Source organism: Bordetella genomosp. 6 (assembly GCF_002119705.1).
GTDB classification, from domain to species: domain Bacteria; phylum Pseudomonadota; class Gammaproteobacteria; order Burkholderiales; family Burkholderiaceae_B; genus Bordetella; species Bordetella bronchiseptica_F.
Genome location: NZ_CP021107.1, coordinates 1,335,645 through 1,352,569, shown reverse-complemented (window position 1 = coordinate 1,352,569; position 16,925 = coordinate 1,335,645). Strand labels below are relative to the sequence as shown.

General features: G+C 67.8%; 15 protein-coding genes. 4 read left to right on the top strand and 11 right to left on the bottom strand.

Features of this window, described 5'->3' with window-relative positions; genetic code table 11:
• Positions 1-4: 4 nt before the first annotated feature.
• The 8 genes from gsiC to CAL11_RS06400 all read right to left on the bottom strand — a co-directional run bounded on the left by gsiC (position 5) and on the right by CAL11_RS06400 (position 8,571).
• Positions 5-925: a glutathione ABC transporter permease GsiC gene (gene gsiC, locus CAL11_RS06435; protein ID WP_086092447.1), complete on the bottom strand. Its 921-nt coding sequence runs from the start codon at positions 923-925 to the stop codon at positions 5-7.
• A 61-nt stretch (positions 926-986) separates the two neighbouring features.
• The gene (gsiB, locus tag CAL11_RS06430) at positions 987-2,540 is read right to left on the bottom strand and encodes a glutathione ABC transporter substrate-binding protein GsiB (RefSeq protein WP_015065128.1); all 1,554 of its coding nucleotides are present in this window, start codon (positions 2,538-2,540) and stop codon (positions 987-989) included.
• Between the two features lie 70 nt (positions 2,541-2,610).
• A complete protein-coding gene (locus tag CAL11_RS06425; protein WP_086092446.1) occupies positions 2,611-4,521 on the bottom strand; it encodes a dipeptide ABC transporter ATP-binding protein in 1,911 nt (636 codons plus the stop codon).
• A 45-nt stretch (positions 4,522-4,566) separates the two neighbouring features.
• Positions 4,567-5,547, bottom strand: a complete 981-nt coding sequence (locus tag CAL11_RS06420; RefSeq protein ID WP_086092445.1) for an isoaspartyl peptidase/L-asparaginase family protein — start codon at positions 5,545-5,547, stop codon at positions 4,567-4,569.
• The gene (locus CAL11_RS06415; RefSeq protein ID WP_015065125.1) at positions 5,544-6,428 is read right to left on the bottom strand and encodes a MurR/RpiR family transcriptional regulator; all 885 of its coding nucleotides are present in this window, start codon (positions 6,426-6,428) and stop codon (positions 5,544-5,546) included. The genes CAL11_RS06420 and CAL11_RS06415 overlap by 4 nt, the downstream gene beginning before the upstream one ends.
• Positions 6,429-6,651: 223 nt before the next feature.
• The gene (locus CAL11_RS06410; RefSeq protein WP_033453555.1) at positions 6,652-7,305 is read right to left on the bottom strand and encodes a CoA transferase subunit B; all 654 of its coding nucleotides are present in this window, start codon (positions 7,303-7,305) and stop codon (positions 6,652-6,654) included.
• A 12-nt stretch (positions 7,306-7,317) separates the two neighbouring features.
• The gene (locus CAL11_RS06405; protein WP_015065123.1) at positions 7,318-8,016 is read right to left on the bottom strand and encodes a CoA transferase subunit A; all 699 of its coding nucleotides are present in this window, start codon (positions 8,014-8,016) and stop codon (positions 7,318-7,320) included.
• Positions 8,017-8,121: 105 nt separating this feature from the next.
• Entirely contained in the window at positions 8,122-8,571 is a 450-nt protein-coding gene (locus CAL11_RS06400) for an acyl-CoA thioesterase (RefSeq protein ID WP_033453556.1), read from the bottom strand.
• Positions 8,572-8,680: 109 nt separating this feature from the next.
• On the opposite strand from CAL11_RS06400, the gene CAL11_RS06395 reads away from it, so the two are divergent.
• From CAL11_RS06395 to CAL11_RS06380, 4 genes are all read left to right on the top strand, one after another.
• Positions 8,681-10,327 carry an electron transfer flavoprotein-ubiquinone oxidoreductase gene (locus CAL11_RS06395; RefSeq protein ID WP_033457128.1) on the top strand — a complete coding sequence of 549 codons (1,647 nt, stop codon included), beginning with the start codon at positions 8,681-8,683 and terminating at the stop codon, positions 10,325-10,327.
• A gap of 98 nt (positions 10,328-10,425) precedes the next feature.
• Positions 10,426-11,310, top strand: a complete 885-nt coding sequence (locus tag CAL11_RS06390; protein WP_086092444.1) for an NAD-dependent epimerase/dehydratase family protein — start codon at positions 10,426-10,428, stop codon at positions 11,308-11,310.
• The gene (locus CAL11_RS06385) at positions 11,307-12,458 is read left to right on the top strand and encodes a cytochrome (protein WP_086092443.1); all 1,152 of its coding nucleotides are present in this window, start codon (positions 11,307-11,309) and stop codon (positions 12,456-12,458) included. The genes CAL11_RS06390 and CAL11_RS06385 overlap by 4 nt, the downstream gene beginning before the upstream one ends.
• On the top strand, positions 12,455-12,817 hold the full coding sequence (locus CAL11_RS06380) for an antibiotic biosynthesis monooxygenase family protein (RefSeq protein ID WP_003813739.1): 363 nt from the start codon (positions 12,455-12,457) through the stop codon (positions 12,815-12,817). The genes CAL11_RS06385 and CAL11_RS06380 overlap by 4 nt, the downstream gene beginning before the upstream one ends.
• 12 nt (positions 12,818-12,829) lie before the next feature.
• Here CAL11_RS06380 and ltaE read toward each other — a convergent pair whose 3' ends face one another.
• The 3 genes from ltaE to acs form a co-directional block, all read right to left on the bottom strand.
• Entirely contained in the window at positions 12,830-13,849 is a 1,020-nt protein-coding gene (gene ltaE / locus CAL11_RS06375) for a low-specificity L-threonine aldolase (protein WP_086092442.1), read from the bottom strand.
• A gap of 21 nt (positions 13,850-13,870) precedes the next feature.
• The gene (locus tag CAL11_RS06370) at positions 13,871-14,767 is read right to left on the bottom strand and encodes a DMT family transporter (protein WP_086092441.1); all 897 of its coding nucleotides are present in this window, start codon (positions 14,765-14,767) and stop codon (positions 13,871-13,873) included.
• Between the two features lie 145 nt (positions 14,768-14,912).
• On the bottom strand, positions 14,913-16,892 hold the full coding sequence (gene acs / locus CAL11_RS06365; protein WP_033463137.1) for an acetate--CoA ligase: 1,980 nt from the start codon (positions 16,890-16,892) through the stop codon (positions 14,913-14,915).
• Between the last annotated feature and the right edge of the window lie 33 nt (positions 16,893-16,925).

Sequence of the window (16,925 nt, the reverse complement as noted above, 5' to 3'; positions counted from 1 at the left end):
CGCCTCACTTGTAGCGGATGCTGGGATTGATGACGCCATACAGCACGTCCACAATCAGGTTGATCAGGATGAACTCCAGCGAGAACAGCAGCACCAGGCCCTGGATCACCGGATAGTCGCGCTGCGTGACCGCGTCGACCAGCAGCCTGCCCAGGCCCGGCCAGTTGAACACGGTCTCCACCACGATGGAGCCGCCCAGCAGGAAGCCGAACTGCAGCCCCATCATGGTGACCACGGGGATGAGCGCATTGCGCAGGGCGTGCTTGGTCACCACCACGCGCTCGGACAGGCCCTTGGCGCGCGCCGTGCGCACGAAATCCTCCTGGATCACCTCGACGAACGAGGCGCGGGTAAAGCGCGCCATCACGGCCGCGACCGCCGCGCCCAGCGTAAGCGACGGCAGGATGTAGTGTTTCCAGCTGGAGGCCCCCACGGTGGGCAGCCAGCCCAGGTTCACCGAGAACACCTGCATCAGCATCATGCCCAGGGCGAACGCCGGGAACGAAATGCCCGACACCGCCAAGGTCATGCCCAGCCGGTCGGGCCAGCGATTGCGCCAGACGGCCGAGATCACGCCGATGGCCATGCCGAACGTCACCGACCAGACCATGCTGGCCAGCGTGAGCCACAACGTGGGCATGAAGCGATCGGCGATTTCCGTGGACACCGGGCGCTTGGTGCGCAGCGAAGTCCCGAGGTCGCCCTGCAGCATATGGCCGAAGTAGCGAACGAACTGCTGCGGCAGCGGCAGGTCCAGGCCCAGCTCCTGGCGCACCAGCTCGACCGTTTCCTGGTCGGCTTCCGGCCCGGCGGCCAGGCGCGCCGGGTCGCCGGGCAGCATGTGCACGAAAAGGAACACGACCACGGCCACCAGCAACAGGGTGGGGATCATGCCCAATAGACGTTTGACGATGTAGGTCAGCATTGAAATTCCCGCGACACCGGCGGGGGCCGCGCGCCCCCGCCGGATGTGGCATTGCCAGGTGTTACTGCTTCAGGTCGATGTCGCCGAACCAGAACGAGGTATCAGGCTCGACGTAGACGCCGGACAGGTTCTTCGACTTCACGTACACGTTGTTCTGGGTCACCAGGAACGCCCACGGGGCGTCGTTCCAGATGGTTTCCTGGGCGCTCTTGTACAGTTCGGCCTTCTCGCTGCGATCGGTGGTGGCCAGCGCCTTCATCAGGCTGTCGTCCACCTTCGGGTTCGAGTAGTACGAGATGTTGTTCATCACCGGCGGGAAGGCGGCGGTGCTCAGCAAAGGCCGCAGGCCCCAGTCGGCCTCGCCGGTCGACGACGACCAGCCCGCGTAGTACATGCGCACCTTGGCGTCCTCGGGCTTTTGCACCTGCTGCACGCGCTGTACGCGCTGGCCGGACTCCAGCACCTCGACCGAGGCCTTGATGCCGACCTGGGCCAGCTGCTGCTGCAGGAACTGCACGGCCTTGACCGACGTGCCGTCGTTATAGGCAGACCACAGCGAGGTCTCGAAACCGTTCGGGTAACCGGCCTCCTTCAGCAGCGCACGCGCCTTGGCCGGATCGTATGGCCATTGGCCGATCTTGTACGCGAAATCCACGCCCTGCGGCACCACGCCGTCGACCACGGTCGCGTAGCCATTGAACGCCACCTTGGCCAGCGCCTGCTTGTTGATCGCGTAGTTGATCGCCTGGCGCACCTTGACGTTGTCGAACGGCTTGACGCGGGTGTTCATGGACAGGTAGCGCGCCATGATGGAGTTCTTGTGGTCCACCACGTCCAGCTTGTCGTTCCTGGCCAGGACCGCGGCCTGCTCGTAGGGGATCGGGAAGGCGAACTGCGCCTCGCCGGTCTGCACCACGGCGGCGCGCGTATTGTTGTCGGTGACCGTGCGGAAAGTCAGGGTGTCGACCTTCGGATAGCCCTTGCGCCAATAGCCGTCGAACTTCTCGACCTTCAGGTACTCGGCCGGCTTCCACTCGACGAACTTGAACGGACCGGTACCCACCGGATGAAAGCCGATCTCCTTGCCGTACTTCTGCAGCGCGGCAGGCGAGATCATCATCGCGGCCGGGTGGGCCAGCGCGTTGATGAAGGCCGAGAACGGCTCTTTCAGGGTGATGCGCACGGTGTGCGGATCGACCACTTCGGTCTTGGCGACGCGGTTGAACTGGGTGTAGCGCGACAGGCGGTTTTCCGGATTGGCGACACGGTCGAAGTTGACCTTGACGGCCTCGGCGTTGAAGTCGGTGCCGTCATGGAACTTGATGCCGTCGCGCAGCTTGATCGTGTAGACCAGGCCATCCGCGCTGACTTCGTAGTCGGTCGCCAGCAGCTTCTGGATCTTCAGGTCCTTGTCGAACTCGAACAGGCCTTCGTAGTAGGCCTTGCCGGCGGCCTGGTTCAGCGTGCTGTTGGTGTTGTAGGGGTCGAGCGTTTCCAGCGCGATGGCGACGGCGAAGGTGACGTCCTTGCTGGCATGGGCCAGCGGCGACGCGAGCACGCCGAAGGCCAGCGTGGCGGCGGCCACCAGCTTGGTCGGATGCAGAACTTTCATCATGGAAGGCTCCTGGTTTTGCGGGAGAAGCGTGGTTGAGGAACAAAAAGCGGCAGCCTCGTGACCGCCGCATTCAATACGCGCCGCCGATACTGTGGCGCGCGACAAAGTGATCCGGGCCGACCGCCACCAGCGGCGCCACGACGGGCTCGTCGTTGAGCTTGCGGATCGGACTGGGGATCTCGTCCGACAGCAGGGTCCGCGACATGTGCCGCCGCGTGGGATCGGCGATCGGCACGGCCGCCATCAGCTTCCTGGTATAGGGATGCTGAGGGTTCTCGAAAATCGCGCGGCGCGGGCCGATCTCGACGATCTGGCCGAGGTACATCACGGCCACCCGGTGGCTGACGCGCTCGACCACCGCCATATCGTGCGAAATGAACAGGAACGCGATGCCCAGGTCGCGCTGCAGGTCGATCAGGAGATTGACGATTTGCGCCTGGATCGACACGTCGAGCGCCGACACGGACTCGTCGGCGATCACCACCTTGGGATTGAGGGCGAGCGCGCGCGCGATGCAGATGCGCTGGCGCTGGCCGCCCGAGAACTCGTGCGGGTAGCGCTGCGCCATCTCGGGCGGCATGCCCACGCGCTCGAGCAGTTCGGCCACGCGGCGCTCGGCCTGCTTGCCGCTGGCCACGCCGTGTACGAGCAGGGGCTCCATGATGGAGAACCCCACCGTGACGCGCGGGTCGAGCGAAGCAAAGGGATCCTGGAACACGAACTGGATATCGCGGCGCAACGTCTGCAGCTCGGCGGTCTTCAGCCTGGTGATGTCGCGTCCGCCGAAATGGATCTGGCCGCCCTGGCTGTCGACCAGCCGCAGCAGCGAACGCCCGGTGGTGGACTTGCCGCAGCCGGACTCGCCCACCAGCGACAGGGTTTCGCCCGGGTAGAGGTCGAAGCTGACTTTCTCGACCGCGTGCACGCGCCGCTGCACACGGCTGAAAATGCCGCCACGCAGGTCGAACCGGGTGACCAGATCGCGCACGCTGAGGATGGGCTGGCGTGCGCCGGCGGCCCCGCTTTCGGCAGGCGCCGGCGCGGCAGGCTCGGCCGGCGTGGCCGGCTGCGCGGGTTCGGCGGCCGCGGCCCCGTCGACGCGCAGCAGCGGAAAACGCGCCGGCTGGTCGGTGCCCTGCATGGCGCCCAGCTTGGGCACCGCCGACAGCAAGGCCTGGGTGTAGCTATGCCGGGGGTGGGCGAAGATGCGCTCGGAAGGCCCCTCCTCCACCTTGTCGCCGCGGTACATCACCAGCACGCGGTCGGCCACTTCGGCGACCACGCCCATGTCGTGGGTGATGAACACCACGCCCATATGCATTTCCTCCTGCAACTGGCGGATCAGCTGCAGGATTTGCGCCTGGATCGTGACGTCCAGCGCCGTGGTCGGTTCGTCGGCAATCAGCAACGCGGGCTTGCAGGCCAGCGCCATGGCGATCATCACGCGCTGGCGCATGCCTCCGGAAAGCTGGTGCGGGTGGCGGTCCATGACGGAGCGCGCCTCCGGGATGCGCACCTGCTCGAGCATGCGCAGCGCCTCGGCGCGCGCGGCCGCGGCGTCCTTGCCCTGGTGCAGCCGGATGGTTTCGGCAATCTGCTCGCCGGCGGTGAACACCGGGTTCAGCGAGGTCATCGGCTCCTGGAAGATCATGGCCATGTCGGCGCCGCGTACGCCGCGCATGGCACGCTGCGACGACGCGCCCAGGTCGACGATGCTGCCGTTGCGGCGGCGCAGCGCAATGCGCCCCTGGGCGATGCGTCCGCCGCCATGCTCGACCAGGCGCATCAGCGCCAGCGAGGTGACCGATTTGCCCGAACCGGACTCGCCCACGATGGCCAGGGTCTCGCCCCGGTCGACGTGAAAGGACAGGTTGCGCACCGCTTCCACGGTGCGTTCGGCGCCGACGAAACGCACCGTCAGGTCCTCGACCTGGACCACGCGGTTATCCGGCATCGCCAGGCTGTTTGCGCGATCAACCATATTTCAATTCCTGTACTGTATTTGCCCAGGCCGCTTGCGCGCGCCTTATCGGTAGATGGCGACCACAGGCGGCTCGCCCACGCGGCCATGGCCGCGGTACATGCCCTCGGTATTGAACGGCAGGGCGACGTTGCCATGGGCGTCGACGGCAACCAGGCCGCCCTTGCCATCGATGACGGGCAGCTTGTCGTGCACCACCCGGTCGGCCGCCTGCTCCAGCGTGGCGCCGCAATACTCCATCTGCGCCGCCACGTCGTACGCGGCGACCATGCGGATGAACATTTCACCGGTTCCCGTGGTGGAGACGGCGCAGGTCCGGTTGCTGGCGTACGTGCCCGCGCCGATCAGCGGGGCGTCGCCCACGCGCCCGACCTGCTTGTTGGTGATGCCCCCGGTGGAGGTCGCCGCGGCCAGGTTGCCGTGCGCGTCCAGCGCCACCGCGCCCACCGTGCCGAATTTCCTGTCGGCATCCAGCGGATCGGCGGGGGCCGGCTGGCCGTGCGTCACCAGGGCCTGGCCGTCGTGGTCCAGCACGGCCGCCCCAGGCGTTTCGCGCTGTACCCGCAACAGTTGCTCGCGCCGCGCCTCGGTGGAGAAGTAGTCCGGATCGACCAGCTCCAGTCCGTGCTCGCGCGCGAAGGCGACCGCCCCCTCGCCGACGAAGAACACATGCTTGCTCTGTTCCATGACCGCGCGCGCGGCCCGCACGGGATTGCGCACGCAGTCCACGTTGGCGATGGCGCCCGAACGCAGCGTGGCCCCGTCCATGATGGCCGCGTCCAGCTCATGGGTGCCGGCGCTGGTGAACACCGCGCCGTGGCCGGCGTTGAACAGCGGGCAGTCCTCCAGCAGGCGCACGGCCTCGGTGACTGCATCGATGGCGCTGCCGCCGCCGGCCAGCACCGCCTGGCCGGCGGCGACGATGCGCGCCAGGGCATCCAGATATTCCTTTTCCTTGTCGGCCGACATTGCCGCGCGCGATATCGCGCCGGCCCCGCCATGAATGGCGATTACGGGCTGCCTCATCGTTTTCCTGCTCCTGCTTCACCATGGATCAGCCAGGGCATGACGGACTGCGCCACGCCGGCAGCGGCTGCTATCGAATTCTTCGAGCGATGCGCCACCGCGGCGGACAGCGCTTCGATCAGGCCCAGCGCGGCGGTTTCCGCGTTGGACGACAACTGGCGCGACACATGGGCATACAAGGCCACGGTGGCGCACGGCGCCAGCGGCGAAGTCGGCTTGTCCGTCAGCACCAGCACCGGCACCCCCGCCTGCTTGGCGGCATTGGCCAGCGTGACCGTATCGGCCAGATAGCGGGGAAAGGCCAGCGCGATCACGAGGTCGCGCGAAGTCATGCGCGACATCTGGCGCGCCGCATGCGACACGCCGCCGGGGCCGGCCAGCGATTCGACCGCGTGCAGATGCATGCACAGGCCGCGCTGCAGCAGGCCGGCCAGGAAACCGCTGGCGCCAAAACCGATGATGAACACCCGCTCGGCGTCGAGGATCGCCTCGACCGCCCGCTCGCAGGCGCCCGCATCCAGCGACTGCAAAGTCATCTGCGCGTTGTGGATGTCTTCCTGCAGCGTCGCGGCGAAGACCTGCGCCGCGCTGGCGGAATGCGCCAGCTCGACGCGCAGCTTCTCGACCGGCTCCAGCGCCGCCTCGAAGCCGCGCGCCAGTTCGGCGCGAAATTGCGGATAGCCGGGCAATTCCAGCACGCGGGCAAAACGGTTCGCCGTAGCCACCGACACCCCGACCGCGACCGCGAACTCGTCGATGGTCATGGTGGCGACCCGGAACTGGTGCGCCAGCACGTACTCGGCCATGCGGTGCTGGGTCCGGCTGAAGGCGGGTTGCGCACGCGCGATGCGTTCTGCGATGGAAGTGGGGGGAAGGGACATGGAGACGGCGGAACCGGAGAAAACGGGACGGATTGCGGCGGGCGGGCGAGCGAATATGTAAATCTGTTTACGCAAGTATTTTATGGAAGAAAAAATCTTTTCAAACCCAGGGAATACCCTTTCCCAGCGCGCCGGACGCCAGCCGCCCCGGCGCGAGCCGGAGCCACAGGCAAAAAAAAGCGCCGGCTTACGCCGGCGCCTTACATACAAGGAAGAATCCGCCTCACTTCACCGCGGACACATCCAGTTTGGCAAGGGTCTTTGCCTTGATTTCATCGGCCGTCACACCCGGCGCCAATTCCAGCAGCTTCAGGCCGTCTTCGGTCACTTTCATGACGCCCAGGTCGGTGATGATCAGGTCGACGACCCCGACGCCGGTCAGCGGCAGCTTGCATTCGGGCAGCAGCTTGATGTCTTCGGTGCCGTCCTTCTTCTTGGCCACGTGCTCCATCAGCACCACGACCTTGCCGACGCCGGCCACCAGGTCCATGGCGCCGCCCATGCCCTTGACCATCTTGCCCGGAATCATCCAGTTGGCCAGGTCGCCCTTCTCGGACACCTGCATGGCCCCCAGGATGGCCAGGTTGATCTTGCCGCCACGGATCATGGCGAACGAATCGGCCGAGGAGAAGATCGACGAGCCGGGCAAGGTGGTAACGGTCTGCTTGCCGGCATTGATCAGGTCGGCGTCGACCTCGTCGTCGGTGGGAAACGGGCCGATGCCAAGCAGGCCGTTCTCGGATTGCAGCCATACTTCCACGCCCTTGGGAACGTGGTTGGCGACCAGGGTCGGCAAGCCGATGCCCAGGTTCACATAAAAGCCGTCTTGCAGTTCGCGCGCCGCGCGCGCCGCCATTTCATCGCGGGACCATGCCATGTCGTATTCTCCTTAGGCCGGGCGAGTGGTGCGTTGCTCGATGCGCTTTTCCGGGGTGGCGTTGACCACGATCCGGTGCACGTAGATGCCGGGCAGATGGACCTGATCGGGATCCAGGGCGCCGGTCTCGACGATCTCCTCGACCTCCACCACCGTCATCTTGCCGGCCATCGCCACGTTCGGATTGAAGTTGCGGGCCGTCTTGCGGAAAACCAGGTTGCCGCTGCGGTCGGCGATATGCGCCTTGACCAGCGAGACATCGGGCACCAGCGCGCGCTCCATCACATACTGATGGCCGTCGAATTCGCGGATTTCCTTGCCGTCGGCCACCACGGTACCCACGCCGGTACGCGTGAAGAAGGCCGGGATGCCGGCGCCGCCGGCGCGCAGCTTCTCGGCCAGCGTGCCCTGCGGGGTGAACTCCAGCTCGAGCTCGCCCGACAGGAACTGGCGTTCGAACTCCTTGTTCTCGCCGACGTACGAGGCGATCATCTTGCTGATCTGCCGCGTGTTGAGCAACTGGCCCAATCCGAAGCCATCGACCCCGGCGTTGTTGCTGATGCAGGTCAGCCCCTTGACGCCGGAATCGCGCAGCGCGGCGATCAGCGCCTCGGGAATCCCGCACAGGCCGAAACCGCCCACGGCAATCATCTGGCCGTCCTTGACGATGCCTGCCAGCGCCTCGGCGGCGCTTGCATAAACCTTGTCCATCGCTCCAGCTCCTAATTGAAATGATCTGGTACAGGCCCGGCCCTGGCGGACCGCGCCTGCGCTGTTTTTTGCTCTGCCGCAAATTGTACCGGCATAGCGCGCGCTTCAGGCCGCCGGCCGCATTTGCGCAGCCATCCGCTCCAGCAGCCGGGGCGGCCAGGGTTCGGCGCGGTTGGTCTGGTAGTTGACCCACACCAGCACATTGCGGCTGCGCGCGTAGGGCTCGCCCTCCTCGCCCACCTTCTCCAGCGTCAGGTCCAGGTCCATGCTGGAGCGACCGATGCGCACCACCGTATGGGTCACCCGCACGTCGCCGGGATAGGTAAGCGGGCGCAGGAAATCGCACGAGGCGTGGGCCAGGATGACGCCGAACTGGCCCGGCAGCTCGTAACCGGCCTCATACAGGATGCGCACCCGCGCTTCCTCCATCATGCGGAAGTAAATCGTGTTGTTGACATGATTGAGGCAATCCGAATCGCCCCAGCGCAGGGGAATATCCACCTGGTGGGCGTCCCCCACCTGCAGCGTGCGCACAGCGTGCTCGTCGCGGTTCACTTACCGTACTCCTGATAATCGACCATGCGCAGCCGGCGCGGCGCCGGCTGCAATACAATCGCCGATAATACTTCCAGCCATATCAGGGTCAACAGAGGGGAACTGTGTAATGTCCGAACGTGAGTCAATGGAATATGACGTGGTCGTGGTCGGCGGCGGGCCGGCAGGGCTGGCCGCGGCCATCCGCCTCAAGCAGCTTGCCGCGGAAAGGAACCACGAAGTCAGCGTCTGTGTCCTGGAGAAAGGCTCGGAGCTGGGCGCGCATATTCTGTCGGGCGCCGTCATGGACCCGCAGGCCCTGACCGAGCTGATCCCCGACTGGAAGGAAAAGGGCGCGCCGCTGAACGTGCCCGTGACGCAGGACAAGTTCCTCTTTCTCAGCGCCACCGGCGCGCGCTCCACGCCCAACTGGCTGCTGCCGGCCTGTTTCCACAACGAAGGCAACTACATCGTGCGCCTGGGCGACGTGGTGAAGTGGCTGGGCGAACAGGCCGAGGCGCTGGGCGTGGACATTTTCCCCGGCTTCGCGGCTGCCGAAGTGCTGTATGACGAGAACGGCGCGGTGCGCGGCGTGGCCACCGGCGACATGGGCGTGGCGCGCGATGGCACGCACACCGACCACTACCAGCCCGGCATGGAACTGCTGGCGCGCTACACGCTGTTTGCCGAAGGATCGCGCGGCCAGCTGGGCCGCCAGCTGATCGGCCGCTACAAGCTGGACGAGGGCCGCAACCCGCAATCGTACGGCATCGGCATCAAGGAAATGTGGGAGGTCGACCCGGCCCAGTCGCGTCCGGGCCTGGTGGTGCACACCGCCGGCTGGCCGCTGGACTCCGACACCTACGGCGGCTCGTTCCTCTATCACCTGGACAACAACGTGGTGGTGGTCGGCCTGATCGTGGGCCTGGACTACGCCAATCCGTGGCTGTCGCCGTTCGAGGAATTCCAGCGCTACAAGACCCATCCCGCCATCCGCGGCACGTTCGAAGGCGGCAAGCGCATCGCCTACGGCGCGCGCGCCATCACCGCGGGCGGACTGCTGTCGCTGCCCAAGCTGGCCTTCCCAGGCGGCGCGCTGATCGGCTGTGAAGCCGGGTTCCTGAATGCGTCGCGCATCAAGGGCAGCCACGCCGCGATCAAGAGCGGCAAGATGGCGGCCGAGGCGGCCTTCGACGCGCTGGCGAGCGATCGCAGCCACGACGAGCTGGCCAGCTACGCCAGCGCCTTCGAGTCTTCGTGGCTGCACGCCGAGCTGAACAAGGCGCGCAACTTCAAGCAATGGTTCAAGAAGGGCCGCACCGTCGGCACCTTCATGACCGGTATCGAACAATGGCTGCTCAAGGGCAAGTTCCCCTGGACCCTGCGCCACAACAAGCCGGACCATGCCTGCCTGCAGCCGGCGTCGCAATGCGCCCGCATCGACTACCCCAAGCCCGACGGCAAGCTGACCTTCGACAAGCTGAGCTCGGTGTTCATCTCCAACACCAATCACGAAGAGAACCAGCCGGTGCACCTGACGCTGAAGGACGACAGCGTGCCGGTGGCGGTCAACCTGGCCAAGTATGGCGGCCCCGAGTCGCGCTACTGCCCGGCCGGCGTGTACGAGTTCATCAAGGACGACCACGGCGCCGACCGCTTGCAGATCAACGCGCAGAACTGCGTGCACTGCAAGACCTGCGACATCAAGGATCCCACCCAGAACATCGTCTGGGTAGCGCCGCAAGGCGGCGAGGGACCGGTCTACAGCGGCATGTAAGCGCGGGCGCGCACGTGGGCGCCGGCAGGATACCAGGCGCCCTCGCGGCGCCTTTTTTCCAGACCGTGAACCCGTCAAACACGGAGGGGAGGCCTCGCATGAGCGAACGAGTGCTGCTGGCCGGCTGCGGCGACCTGGGCGCGCGGGTGGCGCGGCGCCTGCTGGCGCGCGGCGACCAAGTCTGGGCGTTGCGGCGCCAGCCGCCGCCTGCCGAGGAAGGCGGGCCACGCTGGATCGCCGCCGACCTCACCCAACCCGCGACGCTGGCCGGCCTGCCGGGCGGCCTAACGCAGGTCGTGTACCTGCCGGCCCCCGGCGCGCGCGACCCGGCCCGCTACCGCGAGGTTTTCGTCGACGGCCTGCGCCACCTGCGCGGCGCGCTGGACACGACGGCCCTGCGCCGCACGCTGTTCGTCTCGTCCTCGGCCGTCTACGGCGAGCACGACGGGCAGTGGGTGGACGAACATACGCCTGCCGGCCCGCTGGGCTTCAATGGCCGCACCCTGCTCGACGCCGAGCGATCGCTGGACGCCTGGCCCGGCCAGACCGTGGTGCTGCGCCTGGCGGGCCTGTATGGGCCGGGCCGCCTGCAGCTGTTGGAGCGGCTGCGCGCGGGGCAGGCCCGCGCGCCCGTCGACCCGCCCCACTGGGCCAACCGCATCCATATCGACGACGCGGCGGCCGCGATCGCGCACCTGCTGCGCCTGCCCGCCCCGGATCCGCTCTACCTGGGCTGCGACGATACCCCGCTGCCCCTGCACGAACTGTACGCCGCGCTGGCGGCGCTGGCCGGCGCGCCTCCACCGGGCGACGGGCCGGCGCCCCCGCAGGTCGGCAGCAAGCGGCTGTGCAACGCGCGCCTGCGCGCCAGCGGCCTGCGACTGCAATGGCCGGACTCGCGCACGGGCTACGCCGCGCTGCTGGACGGCGCGGCGGCCCCGCACACCACGATTCATACAACAACGAAACGTTCGATCCCGTGATCGCCGATACTGCAAGACAGCATCGAGGAGACAGCATGCAACCCGCCGACCCGCTGGAGGCCGTCGCGCACCCCGACCCCTACCCCTACTACGCCGCCCTGGCGCGCGAACAGCCGTTCTACCACGACGAGCGCCTGGGCCTGTGGGTAGCCGCGGGGCCGCACGCCATCCGCGCGGTACTGACCTGTCCGGCCGCGCGCGTACGCCCGCCCGGGGAACCCGTGCCCGCGGCGCTGGGCGCGGGGCCTGCCGCACAGATGTTCGGCCGCTTCATCCGCATGAACGACGGCGCCGTCCACGAGCGCCTCAAGCCCATGCTGACGGCCTACCTGACCCAGCGCACCGCGGCGGACCTGGCCGAACCCGCCTGGCCGGCGATCGGCAATGATCCGGCCCAGGTGGACCGCTATCTCTACCAGGCGCCTGTCCACGCGCAGGCCTGCCTGATGGGCTTGCCGGACGACGTCGCGGCGTCCTGTGCGCAGGAAATCGAGGCATTCATGGCAGCCTGCCGTCCCGGCGCCGACGCCGCGGCCGTCATCCGCGCCGACCAGGCCGCGCAAGCCCTGCAGGCGCGCATGCTGGCGCATTTGCGCGCCGCCCGCGACGATGCCGCGCTGGGCGTGCTGCGCCGCCTGGCCCTGGCCGGCGGCATCGAGGCGGATGTGCTGGCGGCCAACCTGGCTGGCCTGCTGCTGCAATCGTGCGAGGCCGGCGCCGGGTTGCTGGGCAATGCGCTGGTGCACGCCGGCCGCCTGTCGCCGGCTGCGGCCGCACCGGACCTGCTGCACACCTGCGTGGAAATCGTCACTCACGTGGCGCGCCACGACCCGCCGCTGCACAACACCCGGCGCTTCCTCGCCGCCCCCGCCACCCTGCTGGGCCAGTCCCTGCCCGAAGGCGCCAGCATCCTGGTGGTGCTGGCCGCCGCGCACGCGCTGGCCGAAGGGGCCTGGCCATGGACCTTCGGCGCCGAGCGCCACGCCTGTCCGGGACGCACGCCAGCCCTGCTGCACGCGGCCCAGGCGCTGGCGCATGCATTGCGCCACGGCGTGGACGCGCCGGCGCTGGCGCGGCGCGTGCGCTACCGCCCGCTGCCCAACGCCCGCGTACCGCAGTTCCACTTCCCGTCCGGAGACGCCCCATGATCGCCGTCATTTTCGAAGTGCAGCCTGCCGCCGAAGGCGGGCGCGCCGCTTACCTGGATATCGCCGCCGGCCTGCTGCCCCACCTGCGGGCCATCGACGGCTTCATTTCGGTCGAGCGTTTCGAAAGCCTCAGCACGCCGGGCAAGCTGCTGTCGCTATCGTTCTGGCGCGACGAGGAAGCGGTGCGCAACTGGCGCGCGCTGGCCGAACACCGGCAGGCCCAGTCGGCCGGCCGCAACGGCGTATTCCAGGATTATCGGCTACGGGTCGCGCATGTCCTGCGCGACTACGGCATGCAGGCGCGCGACCAGGCGCCGCCCGACAGCCGCCAGGCCCACGACGGGCCGGCGGGCGGCTGAAACGCGCCGCGCTCAGCGCGCGGCCGCGCAATGCCCGCGTACCGCGTCGATGACGCGATCGATGCCGTCGGCGTCCACGTCCAGATGCGTCACCAGGCGGGTCGGCCCGCCATAGACGGCGCGCATCAGCATGCCCTGCTCGCGCAGCGCCGCGGCCAGCGATTCGCACCGGGCCGGGTCGAACTCGGCAAATACCATGTTGGTGTGCTGCCCCAGCACGCGCACGCCGTCGATGCCGTCCAGGCCCGCGGCCAGCCGCGCCGCGTTGTCGTGGTCCTGCGCCAGGCGCTCGACGTGATGGTGCAGCGCGTGCAGGCAGGCGGCGGCCATTATGCCGGCCTGCCGCATCCCGCCGCCCAGCATCTTGCGCCAACGGTGCGCCTGTTCGATCAGGACGCGGCTGCCGACCAGCACCGATCCGACCGGCGCGCCCAGCCCCTTGGAAAAACAGATCGAGACCGTGTCGAACGGCGCGCACAGCTGGCGCACCGGCACGCCGCTGGCCACGGCCGCATTGAAAACGCGCGCACCGTCCAGATGGGTGGACAGGCCATGCTCGCGGGCCCACGCCGTGGCCTGCGCGACATAGCCGGCGGGAATCACCCGGCCCTGGAAGGTGTTTTCCAGCGCCAGCAGCCGGGTACGGGCGAAATGCGGATCGCCGCCGGGCTTGAGCGCGGCCGCCAGCCTGTCCAGCGGCAGGCTGCCGTCGGCGGCATGGTCGACGGGCTGCGGCTGGATGCTGCCCAGCACCGCGGCGCCGCCGCCCTCGAATTTGTACGTATGGGCCTGCTGCCCCACCAGGTACTCGTCGCCGCGAGCGCAATGCGCCATCAGCGCGGCCAGGTTGCTCTGCGTGCCCGACGGGAAGAACAGCCCGGCTTCCTTGCCCGCCCGCGCGGCGACCTCCTCCTGCAAGCGCCGTACGCTGGGGTCATCGCCCATCACGTCATCGCCGACCGGGGCGGCCGCCATCGCTTGCCGCATGGCGGCGGTGGGACGGGTCACGGTATCGCTGCGCAGATCGATCATGGTTGCTCCACGTAAGGAATTTCAGGACACGGCGCGCGAGGCGGGCCGCGCGGCCCGGCTGACCACCCACAGGCCGAACAGGATCAGGGCCATGCCGGCCATCTCGGTCAGGGTGGGCCGTTCGCCCAGGACCGCCCAGGCCAGCAGCACAGCCACCACCGGCACGCCCAGGCTGGACAGCCCGGCGATCGAGGCCGGCACCCGACGCACCACCAGCAGCCACAGGATCCAGCCCAGCGCCGTGGCCACCAGCACGATGTAGCTCATGCCCAGCCACAGCCGCCATCCATCCCACTGGGCGGGAATCTGCGGCACCAGCCAGGCGAACGGCAGGATGACCACCCCGCCCAGCAGCATCTGCCAGGCGGTGAAGGTCATGATATCCGGCGCATGGCGCTCGAACATGCGCTTGGACAATACCGTGCCCAGGCCCCAGCACAAGCCGCTGCACAGGCCCAGCGCGACCGGCGCGAGATCGCCCAGCCCGGCCCAGGGTTCGAGAAAGCACACCAGGCCGATCGCGGCCAGCGCAATGCCGCCCCAATGGCGCGCGGTCGGCCGCTCGCCCTGCAACGCCCACGCGAACAGCACCACCCAGAAAGGCATGGTGTAGGCCATCAGCGACACCTTGCCCACGCCGCCGCTGATCAGCGCCGTCTGCACGAAACCCTGGAATCCGGTGATCTGCGTCGCGGCGGCAAGCAAGGTCAGCTTCCAGGGCGGCATGCCCAGCGGCCGACCGGTCGCCACCAGTATGCTGAACAGCACCACTGCCCCCGACAGGTAGCGCACCGCGATGAAATCGAACGGCCCGATGTACGGCACGACCAGCTTCATCGCGATCCAGCTGCCCGCCCACACGAAGATGGTGAGCAGCATCAGGCCCAGGCCCACCCGATCGAACGCGGCGCGATTCACTTCCAGTACTCCCGAGAAAACCCATGCGCAGCCGAAAAACGCGCGGGCCGGTCGTGCGACCGGCCCGGCTGGCTACAGACTGACGGCATTATGCGCCTGGCGGCGCATCGTCCGGTGCGGCGTCCGGCGGGCGGACGCCGCACGATCACAACGGCTTGGCCAGTTGCTCGAGGATGGCCGGGTTCTCCAGGGTGGACACGTCCTGGGTGATTTCCTCGCCCTTGGCGACCACGCGCAGCAGGCGGCGCATGATCTTGCCGGAACGGGTCTTGGGCAGGTTGTCGCCGAAGCGGATGTCCTTGGGCTTGGCGATCGGGCCGATTTCCTTGCCCACCCAGTCGCGCAACTGCTTGGCGATGGCCTGGGCCTCCTCGCCCTCGGGCCGGTTGCGCTTGAGCACCACGAAGGCCACCACGGCTTCGCCGGTGGTGTCGTCGGGACGGCCCACCACGGCGGCCTCGGCGACCATTTCATGCGCCACCAGCGCCGATTCCACCTCCATGGTGCCCAGCCGGTGGCCCGACACGTTGAGCACGTCGTCGATGCGCCCCATGATCCAGAAATAGCCATCGGCGTCGCGCTGGGCGCCGTCGCCGGCCAGGTAGTAGCCGTGCAGTTCGGGCGGGAAGTAGCTCTTCTTGAAACGCTCCGGGTCGCCCCAGATGTTGCGGATCATGGCCGGCCAGGGACGCTTGATGACCAGGAAGCCGCCCTTGCCCTGCTCGACATCGCCGCCGGTCTCGTCGACGATGGCCGCGACAATGCCCGGCAGCGGCAGCGTGCACGAACCCGGCTTGAGCGGCGTGGCTCCCGGCAGCGGCGTGAGCATGTGCCCGCCGGTCTCGGTCTGCCACCAGGTGTCGACGATCGGGCAGCGCTCGCGGCCGACGTTCTTGTGGTACCAGATCCAGGCCTCGGGGTTGATGGGCTCGCCCACCGAACCGATGATGCGCAGGCTGTCCAGGTCGTACTGGCGCGGGTGCACGTCCTGGTTGGCCTCGGCGGCCTTGATGAGCGAACGGATCGCGGTCGGCGCGGTATAGAACACCGACACCTTGTGGCGCGCGATCATGTCCCAGAAACGCCCGGCGTTGGGGAACGTGGGCACGCCCTCGAACACCACCTGCGTCACGCCGGCGGCCAGCGGGCCGTAGGTGATGTAGGTGTGGCCGGTCACCCAGCCCACGTCGGCCGTGCACCAGTACACGTCGTCGGCGCGGGCGTCGAAGGTCCACTTCATGGTCAGCAGCGCCCACAGCAGATAGCCCGCGGAAGCATGCTGCACGCCCTTGGGCTTGCCGGTGGAACCCGACGTGTACAGGATGAACAACGGATGCTCGGCATTGACCGCCTGCGGTTCGCAGGTGTCGGCCTGGCCGGCCTCCACGTCGTGCATCCAGACGTCGCGCCCTTCCTGCCAGGCGATCTTGCCGCCGGTGCGGCGATACACCACCACCTTGGAAACGGCCTCGCAGCCGCCCATGGCGAACGCTTCCTCGACCGCGGGCTTGAGCGGGATGGTCTTGCCGCCGCGCACCTGCTCGTCGGCGGTGATCACCAGCGTGGCGCCTACGTCGACGATACGCTCCTGCAGGCTCTTGGCCGAGAAGCCGCCAAACACCACCGAGTGGGTCACGCCAAGGCGGGCGCAGGCCTGCATGGCCACCACCGCCTCGATCGACATGGGCATGTAGATGATGGCGCGATCGCCCTTCTTGTACCCCATGGCCTTCAGGCCATTGGCGAAGCGGCATACGCGCGCCAGCAGGTCGCGGTAGCTGATCTTGTCGACCTTGCCGTCGTCGGCTTCGAAGATGATGGCGGTCTTGTCGGCGTTGCCATTGTGCAGGTGCACGTCCAGGCAGTTGGCCGATACGTTGAGCTCGCCGTCGCCGAACCACCGATAGAACGGCGCCTCGGATTCGTCCAGGACCTGGGTGAAGGGCTTGCTCCACTGCAGGTTCTCGCGCGCCAGGCGCGACCAGAACCCGTTGAAGTCCTTGTCCGCTTCCTCGCACAGGGCCCAATAGGCGTCCATGCCCGAAATCGCGGCGCCTTGCGCGGCGCTCGCCGGCGGCGGGAATACGCGATTCTCGACCAGGACGGATTGAATGGCATTCGACATGGTGTGTCTCCGGTGAATGATTCTGGTGCTGCC

Bases quoted from the DNA above. Each gene is read 5' to 3' on its own strand.
- gsiC (WP_086092447.1), bottom strand. From the start codon at position 925: ATGCTGACCTACATCGTCAAACGTCTATTGGGCATGATCCCCACCCTG.
- gsiB (WP_015065128.1), bottom strand. From the start codon at position 2,540: ATGATGAAAGTTCTGCATCCGACCAAGCTGGTGGCCGCCGCCACGCTG.
- CAL11_RS06425 (WP_086092446.1), bottom strand. From the start codon at position 4,521: ATGGTTGATCGCGCAAACAGCCTGGCGATGCCGGATAACCGCGTGGTC.
- CAL11_RS06420 (WP_086092445.1), bottom strand. From the start codon at position 5,547: ATGAGGCAGCCCGTAATCGCCATTCATGGCGGGGCCGGCGCGATATCG.
- CAL11_RS06415 (WP_015065125.1), bottom strand. From the start codon at position 6,428: ATGTCCCTTCCCCCCACTTCCATCGCAGAACGCATCGCGCGTGCGCAA.
- CAL11_RS06410 (WP_033453555.1), bottom strand. From the start codon at position 7,305: ATGGCATGGTCCCGCGATGAAATGGCGGCGCGCGCGGCGCGCGAACTG.
- CAL11_RS06405 (WP_015065123.1), bottom strand. From the start codon at position 8,016: ATGGACAAGGTTTATGCAAGCGCCGCCGAGGCGCTGGCAGGCATCGTC.
- CAL11_RS06395 (WP_033457128.1), top strand. From the start codon at position 8,681: ATGTCCGAACGTGAGTCAATGGAATATGACGTGGTCGTGGTCGGCGGC.
- CAL11_RS06390 (WP_086092444.1), top strand. From the start codon at position 10,426: ATGAGCGAACGAGTGCTGCTGGCCGGCTGCGGCGACCTGGGCGCGCGG.
- CAL11_RS06380 (WP_003813739.1), top strand. From the start codon at position 12,455: ATGATCGCCGTCATTTTCGAAGTGCAGCCTGCCGCCGAAGGCGGGCGC.
- ltaE (WP_086092442.1), bottom strand. From the start codon at position 13,849: ATGATCGATCTGCGCAGCGATACCGTGACCCGTCCCACCGCCGCCATG.
- acs (WP_033463137.1), bottom strand. From the start codon at position 16,892: ATGTCGAATGCCATTCAATCCGTCCTGGTCGAGAATCGCGTATTCCCG.